Annotated in this window: 13 protein-coding genes and 1 pseudogene; 11 read left to right on the top strand and 3 right to left on the bottom strand. The window is 51.0% G+C overall.

Annotation, left to right across the window (positions count from 1 at the left end; all coding sequences use genetic code 11):
- Positions 1 to 260 precede the first annotated feature (260 nt).
- The 4 genes and pseudogenes from BJQ97_RS15705 to BJQ97_RS15690 form a co-directional block, all read left to right on the top strand.
- Entirely contained in the window at positions 261 to 5,228 is a 4,968-nt protein-coding gene (locus BJQ97_RS15705; RefSeq protein WP_160157292.1) for a pullulanase X25 domain-containing protein, read from the top strand.
- Between the two features lie 674 nt (positions 5,229 to 5,902).
- Positions 5,903 to 6,511 (top strand): type IV toxin-antitoxin system AbiEi family antitoxin domain-containing protein, encoded by a 609-nt coding sequence (locus BJQ97_RS15700; protein ID WP_160157291.1) that lies wholly within the window; start codon positions 5,903 to 5,905, stop codon positions 6,509 to 6,511.
- A complete protein-coding gene (locus BJQ97_RS15695; protein WP_160157290.1) occupies positions 6,511 to 7,422 on the top strand; it encodes a nucleotidyl transferase AbiEii/AbiGii toxin family protein in 912 nt (303 codons plus the stop codon). The genes BJQ97_RS15700 and BJQ97_RS15695 overlap by 1 nt, the downstream gene beginning before the upstream one ends.
- A 144-nt stretch (positions 7,423 to 7,566) precedes the next feature.
- A pseudogene (locus BJQ97_RS15690) lies at positions 7,567 to 7,902 on the top strand (bifunctional 2',3'-cyclic-nucleotide 2'-phosphodiesterase/3'-nucleotidase); the annotation flags it as partial.
- Between the two features lie 51 nt (positions 7,903 to 7,953).
- Here the strand turns inward: BJQ97_RS15690 and BJQ97_RS15685 are convergent.
- Positions 7,954 to 8,697, bottom strand: a complete 744-nt coding sequence (locus tag BJQ97_RS15685) for a hypothetical protein (protein WP_160157289.1) — start codon at positions 8,695 to 8,697, stop codon at positions 7,954 to 7,956.
- 222 nt (positions 8,698 to 8,919) lie between these two features.
- Here BJQ97_RS15685 and BJQ97_RS15680 point away from each other — a divergent pair, with 222 nt between their 5' ends.
- The 5 genes from BJQ97_RS15680 (at position 8,920) to BJQ97_RS15660 (ending at position 15,331) form a co-directional block, all read left to right on the top strand.
- On the top strand, positions 8,920 to 10,152 hold the full coding sequence (locus BJQ97_RS15680; protein WP_160157288.1) for a CAP domain-containing protein: 1,233 nt from the start codon (positions 8,920 to 8,922) through the stop codon (positions 10,150 to 10,152).
- Positions 10,153 to 10,409: 257 nt separating this feature from the next.
- Complete coding sequence (locus BJQ97_RS15675) at positions 10,410 to 12,368, top strand: phosphodiester glycosidase family protein (protein ID WP_160157287.1); 1,959 nt, start codon at positions 10,410 to 10,412, stop codon at positions 12,366 to 12,368.
- A 211-nt stretch (positions 12,369 to 12,579) separates the two neighbouring features.
- Positions 12,580 to 12,981: a hypothetical protein gene (locus BJQ97_RS15670; protein ID WP_044732703.1), complete on the top strand. Its 402-nt coding sequence runs from the start codon at positions 12,580 to 12,582 to the stop codon at positions 12,979 to 12,981.
- Positions 12,982 to 13,146: 165 nt separating this feature from the next.
- Complete coding sequence (locus tag BJQ97_RS15665; RefSeq protein ID WP_160157286.1) at positions 13,147 to 13,887, top strand: hypothetical protein; 741 nt, start codon at positions 13,147 to 13,149, stop codon at positions 13,885 to 13,887.
- Positions 13,888 to 13,918: 31 nt separating this feature from the next.
- Positions 13,919 to 15,331 (top strand): S41 family peptidase, encoded by a 1,413-nt coding sequence (locus BJQ97_RS15660; protein ID WP_160157285.1) that lies wholly within the window; start codon positions 13,919 to 13,921, stop codon positions 15,329 to 15,331.
- Between the two features lie 173 nt (positions 15,332 to 15,504).
- Here the strand turns inward: BJQ97_RS15660 and BJQ97_RS15655 are convergent, their stop codons facing one another.
- Positions 15,505 to 16,407 carry an accessory Sec system S-layer assembly protein gene (locus tag BJQ97_RS15655; protein ID WP_160157284.1) on the bottom strand — a complete coding sequence of 301 codons (903 nt, stop codon included), beginning with the start codon at positions 16,405 to 16,407 and terminating at the stop codon, positions 15,505 to 15,507.
- Positions 16,408 to 16,445: 38 nt separating this feature from the next.
- On the bottom strand, positions 16,446 to 18,839 hold the full coding sequence (gene secA2 / locus BJQ97_RS15650; RefSeq protein ID WP_160157283.1) for an accessory Sec system translocase SecA2: 2,394 nt from the start codon (positions 18,837 to 18,839) through the stop codon (positions 16,446 to 16,448).
- 270 nt (positions 18,840 to 19,109) lie between these two features.
- Here secA2 and BJQ97_RS15645 point away from each other — a divergent pair, with 270 nt between their 5' ends.
- Positions 19,110 to 20,192 (top strand): glycosyltransferase family 4 protein, encoded by a 1,083-nt coding sequence (locus BJQ97_RS15645; RefSeq protein WP_160157282.1) that lies wholly within the window; start codon positions 19,110 to 19,112, stop codon positions 20,190 to 20,192.
- Between the two features lie 234 nt (positions 20,193 to 20,426).
- Complete coding sequence (locus tag BJQ97_RS15640; protein ID WP_160157281.1) at positions 20,427 to 21,545, top strand: DegT/DnrJ/EryC1/StrS family aminotransferase; 1,119 nt, start codon at positions 20,427 to 20,429, stop codon at positions 21,543 to 21,545.
- Positions 21,546 to 21,596 lie beyond the last annotated feature (51 nt).

Raw genomic sequence — 21,596 nt, 5'->3', positions numbered from 1 at the left:
AAAGTTTACATCTATTATAATTCTTATTTGTAAGCGATTTCAATGCCTAACAAACAATTTTAAGTTTGACAAAGATCGAAAATAGAACAACAGAACGATTCGTTTTTCAACACAAAAAAGTAGTTGAAATATTGTGATTATTCGTATAAGATAAAGATTGGTGAAATCGTTTGCATCAATCGTTTTGTGCAAACGATTGCTCAAAAGTATAAAAAGGAAAGGAGAGAAGGAAGTTGACAAAACGGAGAAGGAAGCGGGGGATGATCAAGAGAGCGAGGAGAACGTTATCATTGGTTTTGGCATCGGTGTTGTTGCTGGCATTGACTCCTTTCCAAGCGGTTGGCGCTGCGAACGGGGCGGGAAGTTCTAGCACTCTAGGGAATGGAGCGCATCGGTGGACGGCCGAATCCACGACCTCGCAACCACGAACCATCACGCTAGTCGGTAATTTGCAAAACGAGTTGGGCCATACGGCGGAATGGGATCCGGCGGCATTGGCGACGAGGATGCATGATGAAGGGAATGGGCTTTATACATTCACCGGGACGCTGCCAGCCGGGACCTATGAGTACAAAATTGCGGTCAATGGCAGTTGGGATGAAAATTACGGCGCCGGTGGCCGCAATGGCGCAAATCTGGTGTTGAAGCTGGATCGGCAAACTGATGTGACGTTTTACTACAATGACCGGACGCATGCGATTGCGGATTCGACATGGTATACGGCGATTGCGAAGGAGAAACAACCGCGTCTTGTCGGGACGGTGTTGCCGGCCATCGGCTATGAGGGGGAGAACAACGGATGGACCCCAGGGACATCGACGGCGCTGTTGACCGATGATGATTTTGACTCGGTGTACACGTTTGCGGCTCAGGTGCCGAAAGGATCGTATGAATATAAAATTACCCTCGGAAACAATTGGAATGAGAGCTACCCACAAGAGAATGCACGCTTAAACGTTTTGGAAACGACGACCATTACATTCTTCTTCAATGCGAAAACAAAAGAAGTGTACACCGACTACAACCCCAATGGCTCTGACGGTGTTGTTCAGAAAGACCGATTAAAACACAATACATGGGATGCGCTGTACCGCCAGCCGTTTGGCGCGGTGAAAGCGGGAACGAAGGTGACGCTTCGTCTTGCGGCGAAAAAAGGCGATTTGACGAAAGCGGATGTGTATGTGAAAAATGCGATGACCGGAACCGCCAAAGTCTACAAGATGGAAAAAGTCGGTGTGCTCGGGGATGATGAATATTGGGAGGCCGCGTTTACCCCTTCTGCGCCGGGGATATACGGTTATAAATTTATCGCTGTCGATGCCGGGATGAAGGCGGAATATGGCGAAGATGCGAAAGAAGGGCAATGGGGGAGGGCGTTCGACAAAAATGCGGAGCTGTTTCAGCTGACCGTTTATGATCCGAATTACAAAACACCGGATTGGATGAAAGAAGCGGTTGTGTATCAAATTTTCCCGGATCGGTTCTTTAACGGCAACCCTTCAAATGACAACAGCAAGCAGCAGGCACGCGGGGCGCAGCCGATTGAGCATCGCGATTGGTCGGATTTGCCCGATAATCCGCGCCTGAAAGGGACGCGCGGCTACGAGGGCGACGGCGAATGGTCGAATGACTTTTTCGGCGGAGACATCGCTGGAATTGAACAAAAGTTGGATTATTTGCAGTCGCTTGGGGTGAATACGATTTACTTAAATCCGATCGCCAATGCGCCATCGAACCATAAATATGATGCGAGCAATTACAAAGAATTGGATCCGATGTTCGGTTCTCCGGAAGAATTCCAGTCGTTTGTGCAGGCGCTTGCCAACCGGGGGATGCATCTCATCTTAGACGGGGTGTTCAACCACGTATCCGACGATTCGATTTACTTTGACCGCTACCACCGCTATCCGACCGTCGGCGCGTATGAATACTGGGAAGCGGTTTACGATTTGATGAATGAAAAAGGAGTGAGCGAGGGGGAAGCACGGAAACAAGCGGAAGAGAAGTTCAAACAAGAGGGGCAGACGTTCAGTCCGTATGGGTTTCACCTTTGGTTCAATATTGAAAATAAAAAAGTGGGGGGCCATTATCAATACCAATCATGGTGGGGCTATGACAGCCTGCCGGAGTTTAAGTCAGTGACGGGGGAGAAAGTGCCGCATCCGAGTGAATTGAACAACGATGCGCTCGCGAATTACATTTTCCGTGAATCGGATTCGGTGGCGAAAAGCTGGATTGCCCGCGGCGCTTCCGGCTGGCGGTTGGATGTGGCCAATGAGGTGGATCCGGCGTTTTGGCGCGAGTTTCGCCAAGAATTGCTTCAAAGGTCGTACGACCGCGGTCCGACGTTAAAAGAGGGGGAGCAGCCGCTCATTTTGGGGGAAATTTGGGATGACGCATCGAAATATTTTCTAGGCGATCAGTACGATTCCGTGATGAACTACCGGTTCCGCGGGGCGGTGCTTGACTTTTTGAAAAACGGAAATGCAGAAGAGGCGGACAAACGGCTGACGGCCATACGGGAAGACTACCCAAGTGAAGCGTTTTATGCGCTGATGAACTTAATTGGTTCGCATGACACGGCGCGGGCGGTCTTTCTGCTTGGGAACGGAACGGATTCAGCCGAGCGGGCGGAGTTTGATCCGAATTATAATGAAGAACTTGGGAAAAAGCGGCTCAAGCTGGCGGCGATTTTGCAGATGGGATACCCGGGAGCGCCGACAATTTATTACGGCGATGAAGCGGGAGTAACAGGCTCAAAAGACCCGGACAACCGCCGCACGTATCCGTGGGGCAAAGAAGATCAAAATCTGTTGGCCCATTATCAGAAAGTGGGGCACATTCGCCAGCACCATCAATCGTTGTTGGCCTATGGCGACATCAAGACGGTGTATGCGCAAGGGGATGTATACGTATTTGCCCGCCAATACGGGCGTGAAGTGGCGCTCATTGCCGTCAACCGCGGCAATGAGGACAGGACGGTGGCGCTTGACGTCGCTTCGTTGCTTCCGAACGGCACCGTGCTGACGGATGAGTTGCATGATGGCGGGAAAGCCACGGTCGCTAGCGGAACGTTGACGGTCACGATTCCGGCCCTGGATGGACGGATGATGTTTGGAACGGTGACGGCGGAAATGCCGGCACCAGTCATAAAGTTGCAGGCGAGCGCTTCGGATGGCCGTGTGACGTTAACGTGGGAAGGGAATGCGCCGAAATACCGAATTTACGAATCCACGTTAAAAGGGGCCGGTTATACGATGGTGCAAGAGACGGAAACACCTTCGGCCACGATCGGTTCGTTGACGAACGGAACAGCCTATTACTTTGCCGTTGCGGCGGTCGATGAAAACGGGAATGAATCGCCGAAGGTCGAAACGAATCGCGTCGTTCCTCATTATCCGCTGACGAGCGGCAATGTCCAGTTCGTGACAACGTTAAGCCATGCCACACTGGATTTGTCAAAGCCGCAGCAAGTGGATGTCAATGTCAACATCGACAATGTGACAAGCAAAGGAGCTGCCGATGGGTTGCAAGCGGTGTTGCAAGTGAAAGGTCCGCATGACGAAACATGGAAAGAATACAAAGCGACTTACCAAGGACAAGACGGCGACGCCAACGTGTTCCGAGCTGCCTTCACTCCGCTTGCCGCAGGGACGTATACGTATCGTTATGCGTTGACGACCAACCTCGGCGAGGAGTGGGTGTATACAGAAGAGAAGCAAGTGACGTTTGCGGCAGACAACAGCGACCAAATAGCGCCGGCGAAAGCCATCGAGCTGCGGCAACCTGCGGTTGAATCGGGACAAGTGAATTTATCATGGATGTTTGTTGGGAAAAAAGACGGGGATGCTTATTTGTTAGCCATCGAGCGCAACGGTGATACCGTGCATACAACCACTTCGATCGGTAATTCATTTACGGACTATGATGTCGAAAACGGCACCGAGTACACGTATGTTGTTAAGTTGTATGACCGCTCCGGCAATGTTGTGGCGTCGAACACGGTTAAGGTGAAGCCGGACATTGTGATGGTGAAAGTCATTTTTAAAGTGAGAGCGCCGGATTACACACCGTTGGATGCCCGAATTACGATTCCGAACAGCTTGAACGGCTGGAACACAGGAGCATGGGAGATGTCGCGCAACGGTGCGGTGACGCCCGATTGGCAATTTACCGTCGAGGTGCAAGAAGGGGAAACGATTACGTATAAGTATGTCAAAGGGGGCTCATGGGATCAGGAAGGGCTCGCTGACCATACGCGTGATGATGTCGGCGATGATGATGTAAGCTACTACGGCTACGGATCGATTGGCACCGACTTGAAAGTGACGGTCCACAATGAAGGAAACAATACGATGGTTGTGCAAGACCGCATTTTACGTTGGATTGATATGCCGGTCGTCATCGAAGAGGTGCAAAAACAAGGGGGGCAAGTGACGATCAAGGGCAATGCCATTAAAAACGGTGTTTTGACGATCAATGGCGAGCGGGTGCCGATTGATGGTCGGATGATGTTCTCGTACGCGTTTACGCCGGCCAACCATCAAAAAGAAGTGTCGATCCATATTGAACCATCGGCCGAAAGCAAAACCGCCATTTTCAACAATGACGGCGGAGCGATTGCGAAAAACACGAAAGATTACGTGCTGAATTTAGAAACAAAGCAATTGCGCGAAGGGACGTTGACAACGCCGCCAAGCAACGGCGATTCTCCAGGAAGCGGTTGGCCAGGCAGCGACACGCCGTCCCGTGACGGAGGGGCAACACCAGGCAACGGCACCTCTCCGGGCAGCGGTGGTCCATCGGATGGCACATCCCCTGGCGGGAGCATTCCGCCGGGCGGCACAGCTCCTCCAGGAAACGGAGCGCCTCCATCAGCACCGCGGCAAAAACCGTCTCCATCGAAACCAAAAGAGAAACCAGAGAAGCCACCCATTCCTCCAGGCCAGGCGAAAAAAGTCTACTGGGATGGCGTGGAGCTGAAAAAAGGGCAAATCGGCCGCTTGACGGTGCAAAAGCCGATCAATCTATGGAAACGGACGGCGGATGGACGCCTTGTGTTCGTCCGCATCCTAAAGCCAGGGGAAGTGTACCGCGTCTACGGGTATGACGCGCGCTTCGGCGGGCAGTACGCGGTCGGCGGCGGGTATTACGTGACTGGAATCGACACGCACATCCGCTACGAAACGCCGTCGAAGGAAAAGTTGAAGCTGGTGAATGGGGAGTAAACAAGAAAGCGAGGCTGTCCGATTCATTCGGACAGCCTCGCTTTTGGCATGTTTATCATTCCGAACCGAGAAGCCCTCACTTATACGCCTGAGCATAAGTGGGGGATGAATCGCTGTCTTCGCAAGACAGCCCAGCCGTGGGACGCACGGGGATGGCTTGGTTCATAGCCTGCCGCGGGGTTCCCAAGAATCTCCCCCTCTAAGCGCATGGGGAGAGCGTTCAAGTTAAGTGGTAATTAATGAAGGTGTTATGATGTTCACAGTTCAAATCATTTAACGGAGTAATAGTCAGTGGCAGTGACGTCGCTGCTATAGCCATAGACATTGCGGTTGACCAAGGACAATGTATGGAGTACAGTCAGTATGATATGGAGCCTCCATAGGCATTATTTTGCTCGAATGATGATATATGAAGATATTTCGAGAGGCAACCACTCCCTCCATGATTAACACGATGTCTTTCCGGGAGTGGATCATGTTTTCATGAGCCAAATGGTTCAATATGATATGTGAAAATAACGGCGGGAATTTTACTTATTGTCGGCATATAATAATAAGTGAATGCATTAAGGTGAAAAAAGAGGGATATTTGTGAATAATCGAGAATAAGTATATTAAACGTTTGCAATGAATGATAAATGCCGACGTTTAGGTGAAAAGAGTGGTGATAATGAATGAATAAAGAAGTAAGCAAGATAATAAAAGATATTTTTGTGCGTCAAAAAGGATTTGCGAAGACAGAAGACTTAACCAGAGAAGGAGTGAGCAAATATTATATTCGAAAGTTCGAGCAAAATGGAGAAATCATTAGGATAAAACGTGGGCTGTACCGTTATGCTGAATTTGAAAATGACCAAAATGAAGAAATGGTTGAAGTATCAAAAGTGATCCCGAATGGTGTTCTTTGTCTTTTGTCGGCATTGTCTTTTTATGAGTTAACAACTTATAACCCGTGGGAGTACCAAATTGCTATTGAAAGAAAATCAAGGAAACCCAGTTTACCTGATTATCCACCAATTAAAATTTTCTATTTTTCAAAAAAACAGTTTGAATATGGAATTGAAGAAGTGGAAGTAGGCGGCCATAAAGTAAGCATTTATAATCGTGAAAAAACGATTTGCGACATTATTCGATACAGAGAAAAAATAGGAATCGATTTAATGAAAGAAGGTTTGCGAAATTATTTACAAAGTCCTGAAAAAAACATAAATAAATTGGTGGAATGTGCTGAGAAAATGCGCATCAAGACCGTTTTATTAAAATACTTAGAGGTGCTTTTATAATGGGAAATGTTAAAAATATACCTGCTTCAGTTGGAGAAAGACTAAAGAATATTGCCAAACAAAGCGGCAAAACCTTTGATTTTATTTTATTGTTGTATTTTCAAGAAAGGTTGCTATATCGCCTTTCCATTTCTAATTATCGGGATAAATTTGTTCTAAAAGGCGGGCTCTTTTTATTTTCCTTAACACAATTTAAATCTAGACCAACAAAAGATATTGACTTTTTAGCCAAACAAATTTCGAATGATATACAATATATTAAGGCTGCGTTTGAGTCAATTTGTGCTTTAACCGTTGAAGAAGATGGAGTCGAATTTGATGTAAACGGCATTACGGCTGAACGAATTAAAGAGGGTGCTGATTATGAAGGGATTCGTATTAAAATTCTGGCATCACTTGGCAAAATAAAAAAGCAATTGCAACTGGATATTGGGTTTGGTGATGTCGTGATTCCAAAACCACAAGAGATACAGTATCCTACTTTATTAAATATGAAGCCCCCAGAAATTCGAGTCTACTCAACTTATTCAGTAATAGCTGAAAAGTTTGAGGCGATGATCTCACTATCTGTTGTCAACAGTAGAATGAAGGATTTTTATGATGTTTTCACGCTTTTATCAACCGAGAATTTTGATGGACGTGTTTTATGGGAAGCAATATTTGAAACCTTTCAAAGACGTGGAACGAATTTAGAAAAAGAACATCCTGTGTTTTCACCTTCTTTTGCAGAAGATGAAAGCCGAAACAAACAGTGGAAGGCATTTTTGCAAAGAACGGGTATAAAAGAAGATCTACAGTTTCCCTTCGTCATGGAGAAAATTCGGGATTTTCTTTTGCCTGTATATGACTCAATTTTAAAAGAAAATGAATATTGGAAAATGTGGAATAGCCGGACTCTTAAATGGGAGTGATAAGAAGACAACAGCTCCAAAATTAGAAAAGCATAGGGTAGACGAAATGAATTGCACAGCAATGTCTGAGAGCCTGATAAAAACTAGATAACTGTAGATGAGTATTTTTCATTACAATAATTGCCATGAAATCTGCATACTTCAGATAGGGAGTCCAACCCGCCAAAGCAGCCAGAGAAGCCACCCATTCCTCCAGGCCAGGCGAAAAAAGTCTACTGGGATGGCGTGGAGCTGAAAAAAGGGCAAATCGGCCGCTTGACGGTGCAAAAGCCGATCAATCTATGGAAACGGACGGCGGATGGACGCCTTGTGTTCGTCCGCATCTTAAAGCCTGGGGAAGTGTACCGCGTCTACGGGTATGACGCGCGCTTCGGCGGGCAGTACGCGGTCGGCGGCGGGTATTACGTGACTGGAATCGACACGCACATCCGCTACGAAACGCCGTCGAAGGAAAAGTTGAAGCTGGTGAATGGGGAGTAAACAAGAAAGCGAGGCTGTCCGATTCATTCGGACAGCCTCGCTTTTGGCATGTTATTGTTCACTAGTGACCGTGACAGCCAACCCGTCCGCATCGTAGGAAAGGGCGATCACAAGGCCGTCATGGTGAAAGACGAGTGCAGGCGGATAGCCTTGTCCAGAATCAGACTGTTCATACTGATTGCCGAATAGCGCGATGAGCTGTTGTTTCAGATTGTTATAAATAGCGGTGAGCTGATCGTTTGTATACTCCTGCCCAGCATCGAACGAGTAGCCGTAAAAGGCCAGCTTTCCGTTTTCAAATCCATAGACGAGCAGCGTATGATACCCGAAAAGAGAAGTAGAGTAGACCCAGGCTTGGCCGCCGTCTATCTTTTCTTGCAGGAGAAATGTTGCGGTTTCCAATTTCTTGACTTGAGAAGCGGACATGCCGAGTTTTACCCCACGGAACAGCTGTTCCATTTTGACTTGATTGAGTTTCGCTTTGGAAGGAGTTTCGTATTTTACCCGAGCGTCGCGGGCGACATAATATCCGCCGCCTAACCCTAACATGCCCGGTTTAAACGTGTAAATGCGGTACACTCCACCGGCTTTTAACGTTTTTATGTAAACTTTCTTCTCTCCTTGTAACTTATAAAGCTCTGTGTCTTTTAAAACGGTCAACTTGCCGATTTGCCCCTGTACCAATTCCATTCCATTCCACCAAACTTTTGCTTGCGCATCGTGGGCGTGAAATGGTGACAGAAGGATTCCGGCGCTTAGCGCTGAAACTGTTAGGAATTTTTTCATGATCTTCATAAAGTATGCTCCTCTCTCACGAAAATGGAAGAATAATATGATCCATTTTAACCTATATTTCGCCCCTTAGCCAAGTGGGCGAGAAGCTTGTTTGACGAAATTTTGAAATTTGTACAACCAAAGCGGCCTCTTTTTCTTTGAAATCATTCTTTTTTCTCTTTTCTTTTGATGGAAAGACATCTATGATGAAAGAAAAAGAGGCAAAGAAAGGAGCGGGCGGAAGTGAGGAAATGGGTGCAGGCGGTGGCAATCGGAATGCTGTTGGGTGCGGCTGGATGGCTTTTGATGCCGAGTTCACCAATGGTCAAGGCGGAGGATTGCGGGGAGCTTGTCGGAACGGAAAAAGTGTGGTGGGACGGCGCTGAACTGAAGCCCGGGCAAATCGGCCGACTGACGGTCATAGCGCCGACAGAGCTATGGTTGTCGAACAAAGCAGTGAAGATGTTGCCGCGCGGCGCGGTGTACCGCGTGTATGCGTTGCGCGGCGGCTATTTCGATGTCGGCGGAGGATATGCGATCAAGAACGATGCCCGTGTCCGCTATGAAACGCCGTCAAAAGAGAAGTTGACCGCTGCTTTATGCGTACAGCGGGCGAGGGTTCACCTGGCTGATGTTACGATGAACGGGGTGGCCATCGGTGACCCGCGCGTCAAGGTTGAAGTGATATACGGCAAGGCAAAAAGGAAGACGAAAAATGCCTACGGCTTATATTGGGAGACGTATGATCAAGGTGGTTACAAAAACTTTTTGATGGTGAGCTACGACCGCGATCGGGTGGCGGCGATGTACACGAACCAGCCGATCGTCCAAACGAAAAAAGGAACGGGCATCGGAACGGCGAAAACGGTGGTGGAAGCGCGCTACGGCCGGGCGCTTGCGGTGATTCAAAAAAAGGATGGCCTTTACAGCATCCAAAATGATGAGTACGATACGTATCTTGTCAATGGCCGCTATGTCACGTTCTTTTATGACCGGTATGACAACAATCGGGTCGATGGCGTGCTGGTGGTGAATCGTGCACTGGAAGATGAAAAACCTGGATTTTATGGAACGCCGACAGAGGAGCTGCGCACGGCCTATGAATACCAAATTTTTGATCTGGCGAATGCTGCGCGCCGCTTGCACGGACTTCCGGCGCTCGCGTGGGATGCGAAGGCGGCGGCGGCCGCCCGTCGACATAGCGAAGATATGGCGGTCCATCACTATTTCTCTCATACGAACTTGCAAGGATTGTCGCCGTTTGACCGCCTGAAGCGCCATGGCATCGTTTATCGGGTGGCGGGGGAGAACATCGCCTACGGGCAATACGATGCGATTTTTGTCCATGAAGCGTGGATGCACTCGCTTGGGCATCGGCAAAATCTTTTATACCCGGACTTTACCTGCCTTGGCGTCGGGGTGGCGTTCAATTCCTTTCATCAACCCTACTACTCTCAAGAGTTTTATACTCCGTGACCGTGGGTGACCCTTTCGCTTCTCAAGAGCGGGGCTGACCCAAAAGCGTCATTCCTCTCAAACGAAATACAACATATTGCGCATGATTCATTGTTTCGTGGCGATATATGGTGATGAGCAAGGGTGTCCCGATCCTTTTGGGACACCCCCATTTTTTTGACCAGATAAATGGGAAAGAATTCCCCTTTTTTGTAGAAGTTTGTCGTATAATAGAATCGGTTGCAACAAAATGATAGAAAGAGAGGAAAATAGGACCAGTGGGAAAAGCAAAGAACATCATCCGCATCGGGGTCGGGGCGGTATTGGTTGCATGGACGGCGTTGCAAGCAACCGAAGCGGACGCCGGGGCGAACGTTGTCTACTGGGAAGGCATGCGCCTTGTGCAGGGGCAAATTGGAAAATTAGAGATCGTGAAACCTATTAATCTATGGAAACGGGAAAACGGGGCGCTGACGTTTGTCCGCGTGCTGCAGCCTGGAGAACAGTACCGGGTGTATTCGTATGATGAAGCGTTCGGGGGACAATACGGGGTCGGCGGCGGGTATTACGTCACGAACATGAAAGGGTACGTTTTGTACAAAACGCCCTCCAAAGAGAAGTTGAAGCTTGTCAATCCGGGTCGGTATGGAGCGAGGCGGCTGGCGATCGGCACAGTGGTGAAGGAGGCGTCGGCGCGCGTGGCGCCTGGGGTAGAAAAAGAAGAGATGGAAATTGTGGGAACACGCGGCAAGCAGCACGTGTACAAGTTGGACATTGACACGTCCAATGAGAAGCTGGCCATTGAGACGGCGCTGTCCAATGATCAAGTGCTTGGCATCGAGCCGGTGCTTGAGCAGGCAGAGCGGTACGACGGCCGCGACGGGACGGTGCTGGCGGCGGTGAACGGTGATTATTTCAAAGAAGACGGTTCGCCCACCGATTTGATGGTGCATCGCGGGGAAATCGTGATGACGAATACGACGCCGGCGGCGGAACGGACGATTTTTGGCATCGGTTCGGATGGGAAGCCGATGATCGGCAATCCGGACGTTCAGATTGATGTTCGAATTGGACAAGGAAGCGCATACCCCGTCGACGGCATCAATAAGCCGCGGCGCGCCCACCAGTTGATTTTGTACACCCCGTATTTCGCCGCTTCCACCAAAACGAACGCCCTTGGGACGGAAGTCGTGCTGACGAATGTGCAGGGGGTGTTGAACGGAAATGGAACGGTCACCGGAACGGTGAAGAAAGTGGTGGTCGGTCAAGGCAATGAACCGCTTCAACCCGGAGAACTCGTGTTGTCGGGCCATGGTCGGGCGAGCGACTATTTGCGGCAGGCGAAAGAAGGGGATGCGGTGGAAATTTCGCTTCAATACGATCAGCCCCAATGGAGCGGGGTGAAAGAAGCGCTTGGCGGCCGCTACCGGTTGGTGGCGGATGGGCAAGTGCAGTCGTTCGCCATTGCCGGAGCGCATCCCCGCACAGCGGTCGGCATTGACAAGAACGGAAACGTCATGCTCGTCGTTGTCGATGGCCGTCAACGTGCGCATAGCCAAGGAATGACATTGAACGAGATGGCCAAGCTGATGCATGAGCTTGGCGCGGTCGATGCGATGACGCTCGATGGCGGGGGATCTTCGACATTTGTCGTCCGCCAGCCGAACGGGCAGCTCAAAGTCGAAAACAAACCGTCTGATGGATTTGCCCGTCCGGTTTCGAATGCCCTTCTTGTTGTGTACAAAGAGACGCAAGAGAACGGGGAAAGCGAAGAAGTGCTTGACGACTTTGAAACGGAGTCAAAGTGGAATGCATCGGGTGTCAACTATGTGTCTGCGGCGGTCGAGCGGACGATGGAGAAGGTGAGAGAAGGAAAGCAGGCGCTGAAAATTTCATACGATTTCCGCGGGATGCCAGGGACATCCGGCGTCTACGCTAGTCGGGAGGAAGCGATTTGGATTTCGAAGCGGCCGCAAACGATCGGTATGTGGGTGTACGGTGACGGAAGCGGCCATTGGCTTCGCGCCCAGCTGCGGGATGGAAGCGGGCGCCGCATCTGGATCGATTTTGCCCGCCATGTCGATTGGACCGGTTGGAAATATGTGAGCGCCGCTGTGCCTGACGATGTCGCGCTGCCGCTCATGCTGGAGATGCCGGTGCGCTATATGGAAACGGAAGCGGGGCGGAAAAACGCCGGGGCGATTTACATCGACGACCTTCGCGCCATCTTCCGTTGATGCATTCGCCTTCCCTGATTGTCTAGAAGGATGGCGATTGCTTATCGATAATCGAGAAAGTCCTTGCATGCTGCTCTTCTTTTGATCCAAGAGCAACAATTTCGAAGAAGCTTCTAGTTTTTCGCCGTCCTTCTAGGCATTTGCATTTCTCTGAAAAGTATTGTTATATTATAAAACGAGTGGATAGGCAAACCGCAAGGGAGGCAAAAGCTTGACGATGGATGAGCAAACGTTGTTGGAGCAGTTTCGGAAACATCCTCCGAAGCTGGTTGGAGGATATAAAAAACAAGGATGGGCGATCAAAGTGTTGGAGCGAATCGCCAATCCGGATGTGGAAGACGAAGGGGGCGGCCGGGTGACGGCCAAAGCGGTGCTGCGGGCGCAAGACGGCACGTACTATCCGGCTTTTTTGACGATTGATCTTAACGAAAAAGGAAAAGTGGTCGGCGTCTATTTCATTGCAGAAAATAAAGAGCAGTTCGATTTGATTCCGTTCGAATGGGCAAAAGAGTTTCTTGGCAAACCGGAACAGGAAGTCGTTCCGTTTCGCTACCGGACGCTAAGCAAAATTGACGGGGACAAGCAGCAAACCCATTGGCCGGACTTTAGTTGATCAAGGCTGACTCTGACAGTCAATGGAAAGGAGGCTGAAGAGTCGGCCTTATTTCATGCCTTGAAGGGATTAAGTTGGATTTTTTTCAGAGCATATTTTCATTTTGTTCCTTTTCCAGTAAAATTGAAATACAGTTTTATATTTTCATAGATAGCAGGTGAAAGTGTGAGGAGAAAACGGAGAAAAGCATTTTCAATCATCGGATGGCTGGCGGGGTTTTGTTTATCGTTTTCGCTGTTGGCCGTTCAGGCGGAAGCGGCCCCGTTCCCGAATGTGGAGCGGCTTGAGCAACATGCCGCCCAGCTTGAGCGGGCGATGAAAGCGGATCAATGGTCCAAGCCGTACCGTCTCTTGAATCAAGTCAAAAATGATTATGAGGCGGCGAAAAAAGAAGCGGCGCGCGTGCGTCCACAAGCGGCAAGGGCGCAGCTGGAAAAACGGATCGCTGTTGGAGAACAGACGATGAAAAAGGCTTCTGCCTATATCAGCGCTGTCGAAAGCGGCGAGCGGCTGCGCGCCTTGACGGCCAACGTCGACCGGGCGCTGCGGACGGGGGATGTGGATGTCGTGTATGATTCCTATGCCCCGTTGCAATATCAAATTCGCAAAACGGCGATTCTCATCGGCCGCGTTCCGGGAGCAGCGCTGCGCGAAAAGATGGAAGGATGGTTTCAACGCCCGGCTTTGGCTGTTCAGCGGCGTGCGTATTATCCGATCAATATTATGCAAGCCATGGACAAGCTGCTTGATGCGTATGATGAAGGGGATAACGCGCGGGCGGAGCGGTTGCTGTCGCTTTGCGACCGGTGGCTGCCAAAAGTGGCGGATGCGGCGACGCGCAAGCAGTTGGCGGTGTATATCGACGATTTTAAAGCGCCGGTTGTCTTAGATGTCGATATTGAATAAACCGGTGCATGTCGGGAGAGGAGAGACAAATATGAACGTGATTCAGCGATGGGCGGCGGCTCTTATGTTGCTTGCGGCTTCGTTTTCGATTTGGAGTCCGCCGGCGGAGGCGGCGACGGCTCCGGCGTCAACGAAGGTGCTCGAAGAAGTGCGGGAGCTTGTTCGGCAGTATTACGTCGATCCGGTGAATGAAAGCGTACTGAAAGCGAGCACCCCGCAGGAGATCGTCAAGCAGCTTGATCCGTATTCGACTTATATGACGGCGGAAGAGTATAAAGAGTTTTTGGAATCGATCAATATGGAGTTTGTCGGCATCGGTATTATCATCGAGGAAGACGAAGACGGCGTCCGCATCATGTCTGTCTTGGACAATGGGCCAGCTGCCCGCGCCGGACTGCAGGTGGGCGATGTGATTCAGGCTGTTGACGGGCAGCCGGTGACGAATGAGACAATGGAAAAAGTATTGAGCTTGATTGCAGGAGAAGAAGGAACAACGGTGGCAGTAACCGTTTGGCGGCCATCGACTGAGGAAACCGTCAGCGTCACCATCAAGCGGGAAAAAATCGACTGGCCGAACGTTGAGTTCAAACGGCTGGCGGGGAATATCGGCTATATTCAGCTATATAGTTTTGATGAGACAGCGCCCGGTGAGATCGAACGCGCCATCCGCTCGTTAAGCGGGGTGAAAGGGTGGATTTTTGACCTCCGTAACAATCCGGGGGGATATGTCGAAACCGCTCAGCAAATCGCCGGCTTTTTCCCGAATGTGAAACAGGCGTTTCAGCTGCGCGACCGTTCGAATCACCCGGAAGTGTATGCCGCTGTCAAACAGCCGGTGCAAATGGCAGGACCGATCCGGCTGCTTGTCAACGCGTCGAGCGCGAGCGCGTCGGAAATGTTGGCGGCGGCAGTGAAGGAGCAAAAGGCGGCTGTTTTGTATGGACAGCGGACGTTTGGCAAAGGGTCGATGCAGGAAATGTTTGAGCTGTCAGACGGCAGCATGTTGAAGTTGACCGTCGCCCACTTTTTCTCGCCAAAAGGGACACCGATTCATAACGTTGGGGTGAAGCCGGATGTGCCGACGGTTGTCGGCAAAGAGCTGTACGCCGCTCACCGCGATTTGCTTATTGGTCAGCTGAAAGGGTATCAGTCGCTCGGCAAACTGCGCGATGCGCCGGTCGATAAGACGTTTGTCGTCCGTTTCTCTCGTCCGCTCGCCAATACCGCAGTAAGCGGAGTGAAATTGTATCAATTAGGCGGACAGGAAGCAGCGGTGACGGCGCAAATCCGCCAGGGGACGGAGCTGGTGATCAAACCGTCAGCGAAGCTGGCCAAAGGGCAGAGCTATTTATTGCTTATTCCGCCGGTGTTAAAAAGCAAAGACGGCGTGGCGATGAAAAAAGGCGCTTACATGGAGATTCAAACCGCTGCTTCTACGAAATAAGGCCTTCCCGTCGAGATGCGTTGGATAGCCGTCCGCTCTTGATGGTGCAAAGTTCGGCTGCTTCGCCTAAGGCTCGGCCGACAGCGGGAGCGCGGCCGTTTTGAACGGAACGATGCAAAGAAAGCTGGCTTCCATTGGTCGTTTGGCGACCATGGGCGCCAGCTTTTTGTAGGTTATTCGTCGCTTGACGGCGTTTCTTGCTTTTCGCTCTGTGCCGGGGAGGAGGGGATCGTCACCTTCCAGGACGTCCAATCCGGTTCGGCTTTGTGCAACAATTCCGGCGGGAAGAGGAACGTCCATGGTTTGCTCGTGTAGGCTTTCACTTCCAGATGGCAGGGAAATAATCCGCGGGCGACTATGTCGCCAGTATGATCCCGCACTTCAAGCGGGATTTGTTCAAAATGGATATGTTTGTCGCTGCCGTTGCGAATGAGCAATGTGACGCCCAGTTCACCGGAAGGCAGCTGTTTCGCTTCAATGCCCATGAAGTTTACCTCTCCGGGAGCGGGAGGCGGAGCCGAGTCGACGAGGGCTTGCAGCTGTTGGCGCTGCTCGGCCGACAGCGCCTGTCCCCAGCTTTCCTCTAGGTCGAGCCGATGCCGCGGTGTCAGTTCAAATGCGATCTTCCATCCATCTGCAGGCAACTGATCGACGAGCTTGTCCTCGGCGGCGAACAAAAACCGCCACGGGCGGGCCGTCATCGGCGGCAGTTCGCCGAAAGGGCTCATATCAAACTCCTTGCGGGCCATGGCTGTGCCATCCTCGCCAAGCAGCAACAGGCGGATTCGTTCAAAGCGAACCGGCTTCGGCAGCGTGTTTCGCAAAATGGCGACAGCGACAAACCCATCGTTGTATTCGACCAGCTTGACGCCGGAAATGGAAATTTGGTTTGGCTGAAGCGGCGGCAGCTGCTCGTGGTAAAAGCGATAGACGTACATTTCTTCTGGAGACAGCTGCCAGTCCGGATGGAACGACAGCGTCGTCTTCGTCCCGGCCTCCGGCTGTTTCGGCTGTTCAGCGTGTAGCGCCGGCGGCTTGGCCTCTAGCTCTGTGCGTTGTTTTCTTCGGAAAATCATGGAGAACCTCCTTTACGGGGCGGCATGTTGCGCCGCGGTTATGGTTCGTTCGCGGCGGCGGCCGCTTCGTCATCGATGACAAACTGGCTTTTCAAATAGTTCATGGCTGTGGTGCAAATGCCGGCGTCGATCGCTTGCTGCAGCGCGACAAATTCGCGGTAGGCGTCCATTTCAAAGGCGCGGTACGGATCCTCTTGTCCGTAGCTGCGCAAATGAATCCCTTCTTTTAATACATTCAGTTGATTTAAGTGGCGAATCCAATGGGTGTCGATCGTTTCCACCATCAAATGCTTAATCCGCATCGTTTGCTCTTCGTCGCACGGAAGGTGGGCGAGCGCCGCTTCAAGCGTTTTGTATTCGTCCCAAACAAGCTGGGCGATTTCTTCTTTTTGCTTATGGCGAAGATCATCGAGCGGATGGGTAAACTGGAAGAATGCACGGCGCAGCTCGTTGTGCAGCCCTTCGATGTTCCACTCTTCAAAAAAGATGTCCTCCGGACAATAACGGTCGATCGTTTGCGTGATATGGCGCTGGATGTGCTGAAGGAGCTCGGACAGCACGTCTTCATGCTTTAGCGCCAGAACGCGGTCGCGCATATGGTAGATGACTTTGCTTTGCTGGTCGATGACCGTGTCCAGTTTCAATAAATGCAGCCGCGCTGAATAATGGGCGTTTTCGATCGTCTTTTGCACCTTTTGGACGAACTTGATCGGGTCAGGCGATACGATGCGCCCGGTTTCATCCGTCTCGACTTTGCTTCGCCATTTTTTCAATTCGTCTTGATCATACAAACGGAATAAATCGTCGTCGAGCGAAATGATAAACTGGGAAGACCCAGGATCCCCTTGGCGTCCCGCCCGGCCGCGCAGCTGCATATCAATGCGATGGCTTTCATGGCGCTCTGTGCCGATGATATGCAGCCCGCCAAGTTCCTTGACGCCTTCCCCAAGCAAAATGTCGGTCCCGCGCCCGGCCATATTGGTGGCGATCATCACTTGCCCTTTTTGCCCGGCGGTTGCGATGATGCGCGCTTCCTCTTCCTCCGTTTTGGCGTTGAGCAGATGGTGGGGAATGCCCGCTTTCGAAAGCTCTTCCGACAACCGTTCCGATTGGGCGATTGATGTCGTGCCGATGAGAACGGGTCGGCCGATGGCGTTCATTTTTTTGACTTCCTCAATCACTTTTTTCACTTTTGCCTCGTATGTGTCATAGACGAGGTCGTCCCAGTCAATGCGGCGGGACGGGCGGTTCGTCGGAATCGTAATGACGCGCAGCCGGTACGTTTGCCAAAATTCTTCTTTCGACGGCGTGGCGCTGCCCGTCATCCCGGCTAACTTCTCATACATGCGAAAATAGTTTTGGATCGTAATGGTCGCTTGGATGTCGTTTTCTTCGGTGATTTCCACGCCTTCTTTCGCTTCAATGGCTTGATGCAGGCCGTCGCTGAACGAGCGTCCTTCCATCACCCGGCCGGTGAACGGGTCAACGATCATCACTTTGCCGTTTTTGACGATGTAATCGACATCCCGCTGCATGATAAACCAAGCGCGCAGCGACTGCATCGCGTGATGGAGCAACACGTGATGCTCCCAGTCGTATAGGTTGTCAATGCCAAACGCCCGCTCAATTTTTTGCGCTCCTTCTTCGGTGAGGAAAATTTGTTTCGTCTCCGGGGACCGTTCGTACTCTTTTCCTTCTTCGAAGGTGCGGACGATGCGCGCCATAATCGGGAACAATTCGGCTCCGATCCCCGATTTATTGGCGATAATGAGCGGGGTGCGCGCTTCGTCGATTAAAATGCTGTCGATTTCATCGATGATGGCGTAATACAGCGGGCGCTGCACTTTATCTTCGAGGCGGTACACCATGTTGTCGCGCAAATAATCGAAGCCGAACTCGGTGCCGGTGCCGTATGTGATATCAGCCGCGTACGCTTCTTTTTTCTGGCTGGCCGTCATTTGCGACACATTGAGGCCGACGGTTAAGCCGAGAAAGCGGAACACACGGCCCATTTGTTCGCAGTCCCGGCGCGCCAAATATTCGTTGGCCGTAATAATGTGGACGCCTTTTCCAAGGAGGGCGTGCAAGTAGCTTGGCAAAGTGGCCGCCAACGTCTTCCCTTCCCCGGTCTGCATTTCGGCGATGTTTCCTTCATGCATTGCCAATCCGCCCATCAGTTGCACGTCGTAATGGCGCAGACCGAGCACGCGCCGCGCCGCTTCCCGTACGACGGCAAACGCCTCGGTTTTTATGTCATCGAGCGTCTCGCCGCTTTCGAGCCGTTCTTTGAAGGCAACCGTTTTTTGGCGCAGCTGTTCATCGCTCAGCGAAGAAATGGTTGGTTCCCATTCATTGATTTGCGCCGCCAGCTTGGCAAGGCGCTGCACTTCTCGCGCGCTTTCGTCAAATAGTTGCTTTACTTTTGCAAACATATGTCCATTCCTCTCCTAAGACAGGCATGATTCGCACCAAGTGCTCTAAAACCTAATTATAGCACAAGATGTTTCCTGTGGAGAGAAGATGTAAAATGTGGAATCATCCGGCGGATTGGCGCTCGGAGTTTCTCACGGCAAGCGGAAAAAGAAATTTTCCATCCTTGGGGACAAAAAAGGGGTGTAAAAAAAGATTGATTTACTCATCGTATATGGTAACATAAAGATGATGTGTGTTCCCGCGATTTTATAAGGCCAAGGTGGTTGCATATGAATGTGGAAGCATTTGCCGCATGTTTGGCTTCATTTTTGACAGTACTCGTCATCACCCCGTTCGTGATCAAGCTCGCCATTAAAATTGGCGCGGTCGATCGGCCGAACGGGAGAAAAGTGCATACAAAAGTCATGCCAAGGCTTGGTGGATTGGCCATTTTTATCGGTGTCGCCGTCGGCTATTTTGTCGGCGGGGTGTATAAAGAGCAAGTCACGGGGATGACGGTCGGCGCCATCATCATTGTGCTTGTCGGGATGCTCGACGATTTGTACGAGCTGTCGCCAAAAGTGAAGCTGGCTGGCCAGCTGCTGGCGGCGCTCGTTGTTGTCGCTTCCGGGCTGAAGGTCGATCTTTTGACCGTCCCGTTTGTCGGCACGTTTGAGTTGGGGCTGTGGAGCTACCCGATCACCATATTTTGGATTGTCGCCATTACGAACGCCATCAACTTGATCGATGGGCTCGATGGGCTGTCGGCGGGCATTTCTGCCATTGGGATTGCTGCCATTGCCGTCATGGCGGGCATGGCGGGCAAAATGCTCATTTTCACGCTCTGCCTGATCATCTTGGGCAGCGTCCTCGCCTTTTTGTTTTACAACTTCCACCCAGCGAAAATTTTCATGGGGGATACCGGCGCGTTGTTTTTAGGATATGCGATTTCCGTCTTGTCGGTGCTGGGGCTTTACAAAAGCGTAACGCTCTTCAGCTTCGTCGTTCCGGTGATCATTTTGGGCGTCCCGATTTTCGACACGACGTTTGCCATTATTCGCCGCATTGTCAATAAAAGGCCAATTTCGGCGCCGGACAAATCGCATCTTCACCATCGACTGCTGGCTCTTGGCTTTTCCCATCGCAACACGGTGTTGCTCATTTATGCGTTTGGTCTTATGTTTGCCATCAGCGCCATTTTGTTCTCCGCCTCGACGTTATGGCAATCCATTCTCATCGTGTTTGTCCTCATCGTCATCGGGGAACTGTTGGCCGAGCTGATCGGGTTGGTCAATGACCAGTACAAGCCGTTTATGACCTTCCTCCGCAAACTGTTGCGCGGAGGCCGGAAAGTGTACGGGAACGACCGTTAAAAAAGCAAAATTCAGCAAAATGGGCCGTTTGTGTCACTTTAGGGACAAACGGCTTTTTTGAGGAATTGTTTGTCTTTGGAAAATTATACCCTTTTCATTCTCTGTTTATGCAACATCTTCGCTTATTTTTTGACGGTGCAATCAACATTGCCACAAAACTGTCATTATATATTGGCGCAAATGTGATAAACTAAACATGTTTATTATATTTTTTGGAGTTTGGAGGAACTTGCGATGAACGTGCCAATGTTGGATTTAAGCGAACAGTACGAACAATTGAAGCCGGAGATCATGCGCGTATTGGACGAAGTGATGCGCTCCTCCCGCTTTATTTTGGGGAGCTATGTAAAAAAGATGGAAGCGGAAATTGCCGCCTACAGCCGGGCGAAACACGGGATCGGCTGCGGCAATGGAAGCGATGCGATACATATTGCTTTGCAAGCGGCCGGTGTTGGGCCGGGCGATGAAGTGATCACGACGGCGTTCACCTTTTTCGCGACTGGGGGATCGATTGCCCGCGCCGGCGCCAAACCGGTGTTTGTCGATATCGATCCGGTGACGTTCAACATCGATCCAGCGCAAATTGAAGCGGCGGTGACGGAGAAGACGAAAGCCATCATCCCTGTGCATTTGTACGGGCAAATGGCGGATATGGAGGCGATCGTGGCGATTGCCAAGCGGAACGGATTGGTTGTCATCGAGGACGCCGCCCAGGCAATCGGCGCGAAATACAACGGGAAATGCGTTGGCGAGCTTGGGACGGCGGCGACGTACAGCTTCTTCCCGACGAAAAACTTGGGCGCCTACGGGGATGGCGGCATGATCATTACGAACGATGACGAACTGGCGGAAAAATGCCGGGTCATCCGCGTCCATGGCAGCAAGCCGAAATATTATCATCATGTGCTCGGCTACAACAGCCGCCTCGATGAGATGCAAGCGGCGATTTTAAGCGTCAAATTCCCGCATCTTGACCGGTGGACGGAATTGCGGCGCAAGCATGCGGCGACGTATACGCGCCTGCTAGAGAAGGCGGTCGGCGACCTTGTTGTGACGCCGAAAGAAGTCGACGGGCGCTATCATGTGTTCCACCAATATACGATTCGGGCGCCGAAACGCGACGAATTGCAGGCGTTTTTGAAAGAACAAGGGATCGCGACGATGGTGTACTATCCGCTGCCGTTGCATTTGCAGCCAGTGTTTGCTTCGCTCGGGTATAAAGAAGGACAACTGCCGGAGGCGGAAAAAGCGGCGAAAGAAGCGCTGTCGCTGCCAATGTTCCCAGAGCTGAAAGAGGAGCAGCAACAGTACGTCGTGGAAAAAATCGCGGAATTTTATCGCCATTTTGCTTGATCGCCCAATCGGCTAAAGGAAACGTCACTTGCGTACAGCAATGGCGTTTTC

Source organism: Geobacillus sp. TFV-3, from assembly GCF_009901865.1.
In the GTDB taxonomy this organism is placed as follows: Bacteria; Bacillota; Bacilli; order Bacillales; family Anoxybacillaceae; genus Geobacillus; species Geobacillus thermoleovorans_A.
This window is presented reverse-complemented; position numbering and strand designations above follow the sequence as displayed.

Bases quoted from the DNA above. Each gene is read 5' to 3' on its own strand.
- BJQ97_RS15705 (WP_160157292.1), top strand. From the start codon at position 261: ATGATCAAGAGAGCGAGGAGAACGTTATCATTGGTTTTGGCATCGGTG.
- BJQ97_RS15700 (WP_160157291.1), top strand. From the start codon at position 5,903: ATGAATAAAGAAGTAAGCAAGATAATAAAAGATATTTTTGTGCGTCAA.
- BJQ97_RS15695 (WP_160157290.1), top strand. From the start codon at position 6,511: ATGGGAAATGTTAAAAATATACCTGCTTCAGTTGGAGAAAGACTAAAG.
- BJQ97_RS15685 (WP_160157289.1), bottom strand. From the start codon at position 8,697: ATGAAGATCATGAAAAAATTCCTAACAGTTTCAGCGCTAAGCGCCGGA.
- BJQ97_RS15660 (WP_160157285.1), top strand. From the start codon at position 13,919: ATGAACGTGATTCAGCGATGGGCGGCGGCTCTTATGTTGCTTGCGGCT.
- BJQ97_RS15655 (WP_160157284.1), bottom strand. From the start codon at position 16,407: ATGATTTTCCGAAGAAAACAACGCACAGAGCTAGAGGCCAAGCCGCCG.
- secA2 (WP_160157283.1), bottom strand. From the start codon at position 18,839: ATGTTTGCAAAAGTAAAGCAACTATTTGACGAAAGCGCGCGAGAAGTG.
- BJQ97_RS15645 (WP_160157282.1), top strand. From the start codon at position 19,110: ATGAATGTGGAAGCATTTGCCGCATGTTTGGCTTCATTTTTGACAGTA.
- BJQ97_RS15640 (WP_160157281.1), top strand. From the start codon at position 20,427: ATGAACGTGCCAATGTTGGATTTAAGCGAACAGTACGAACAATTGAAG.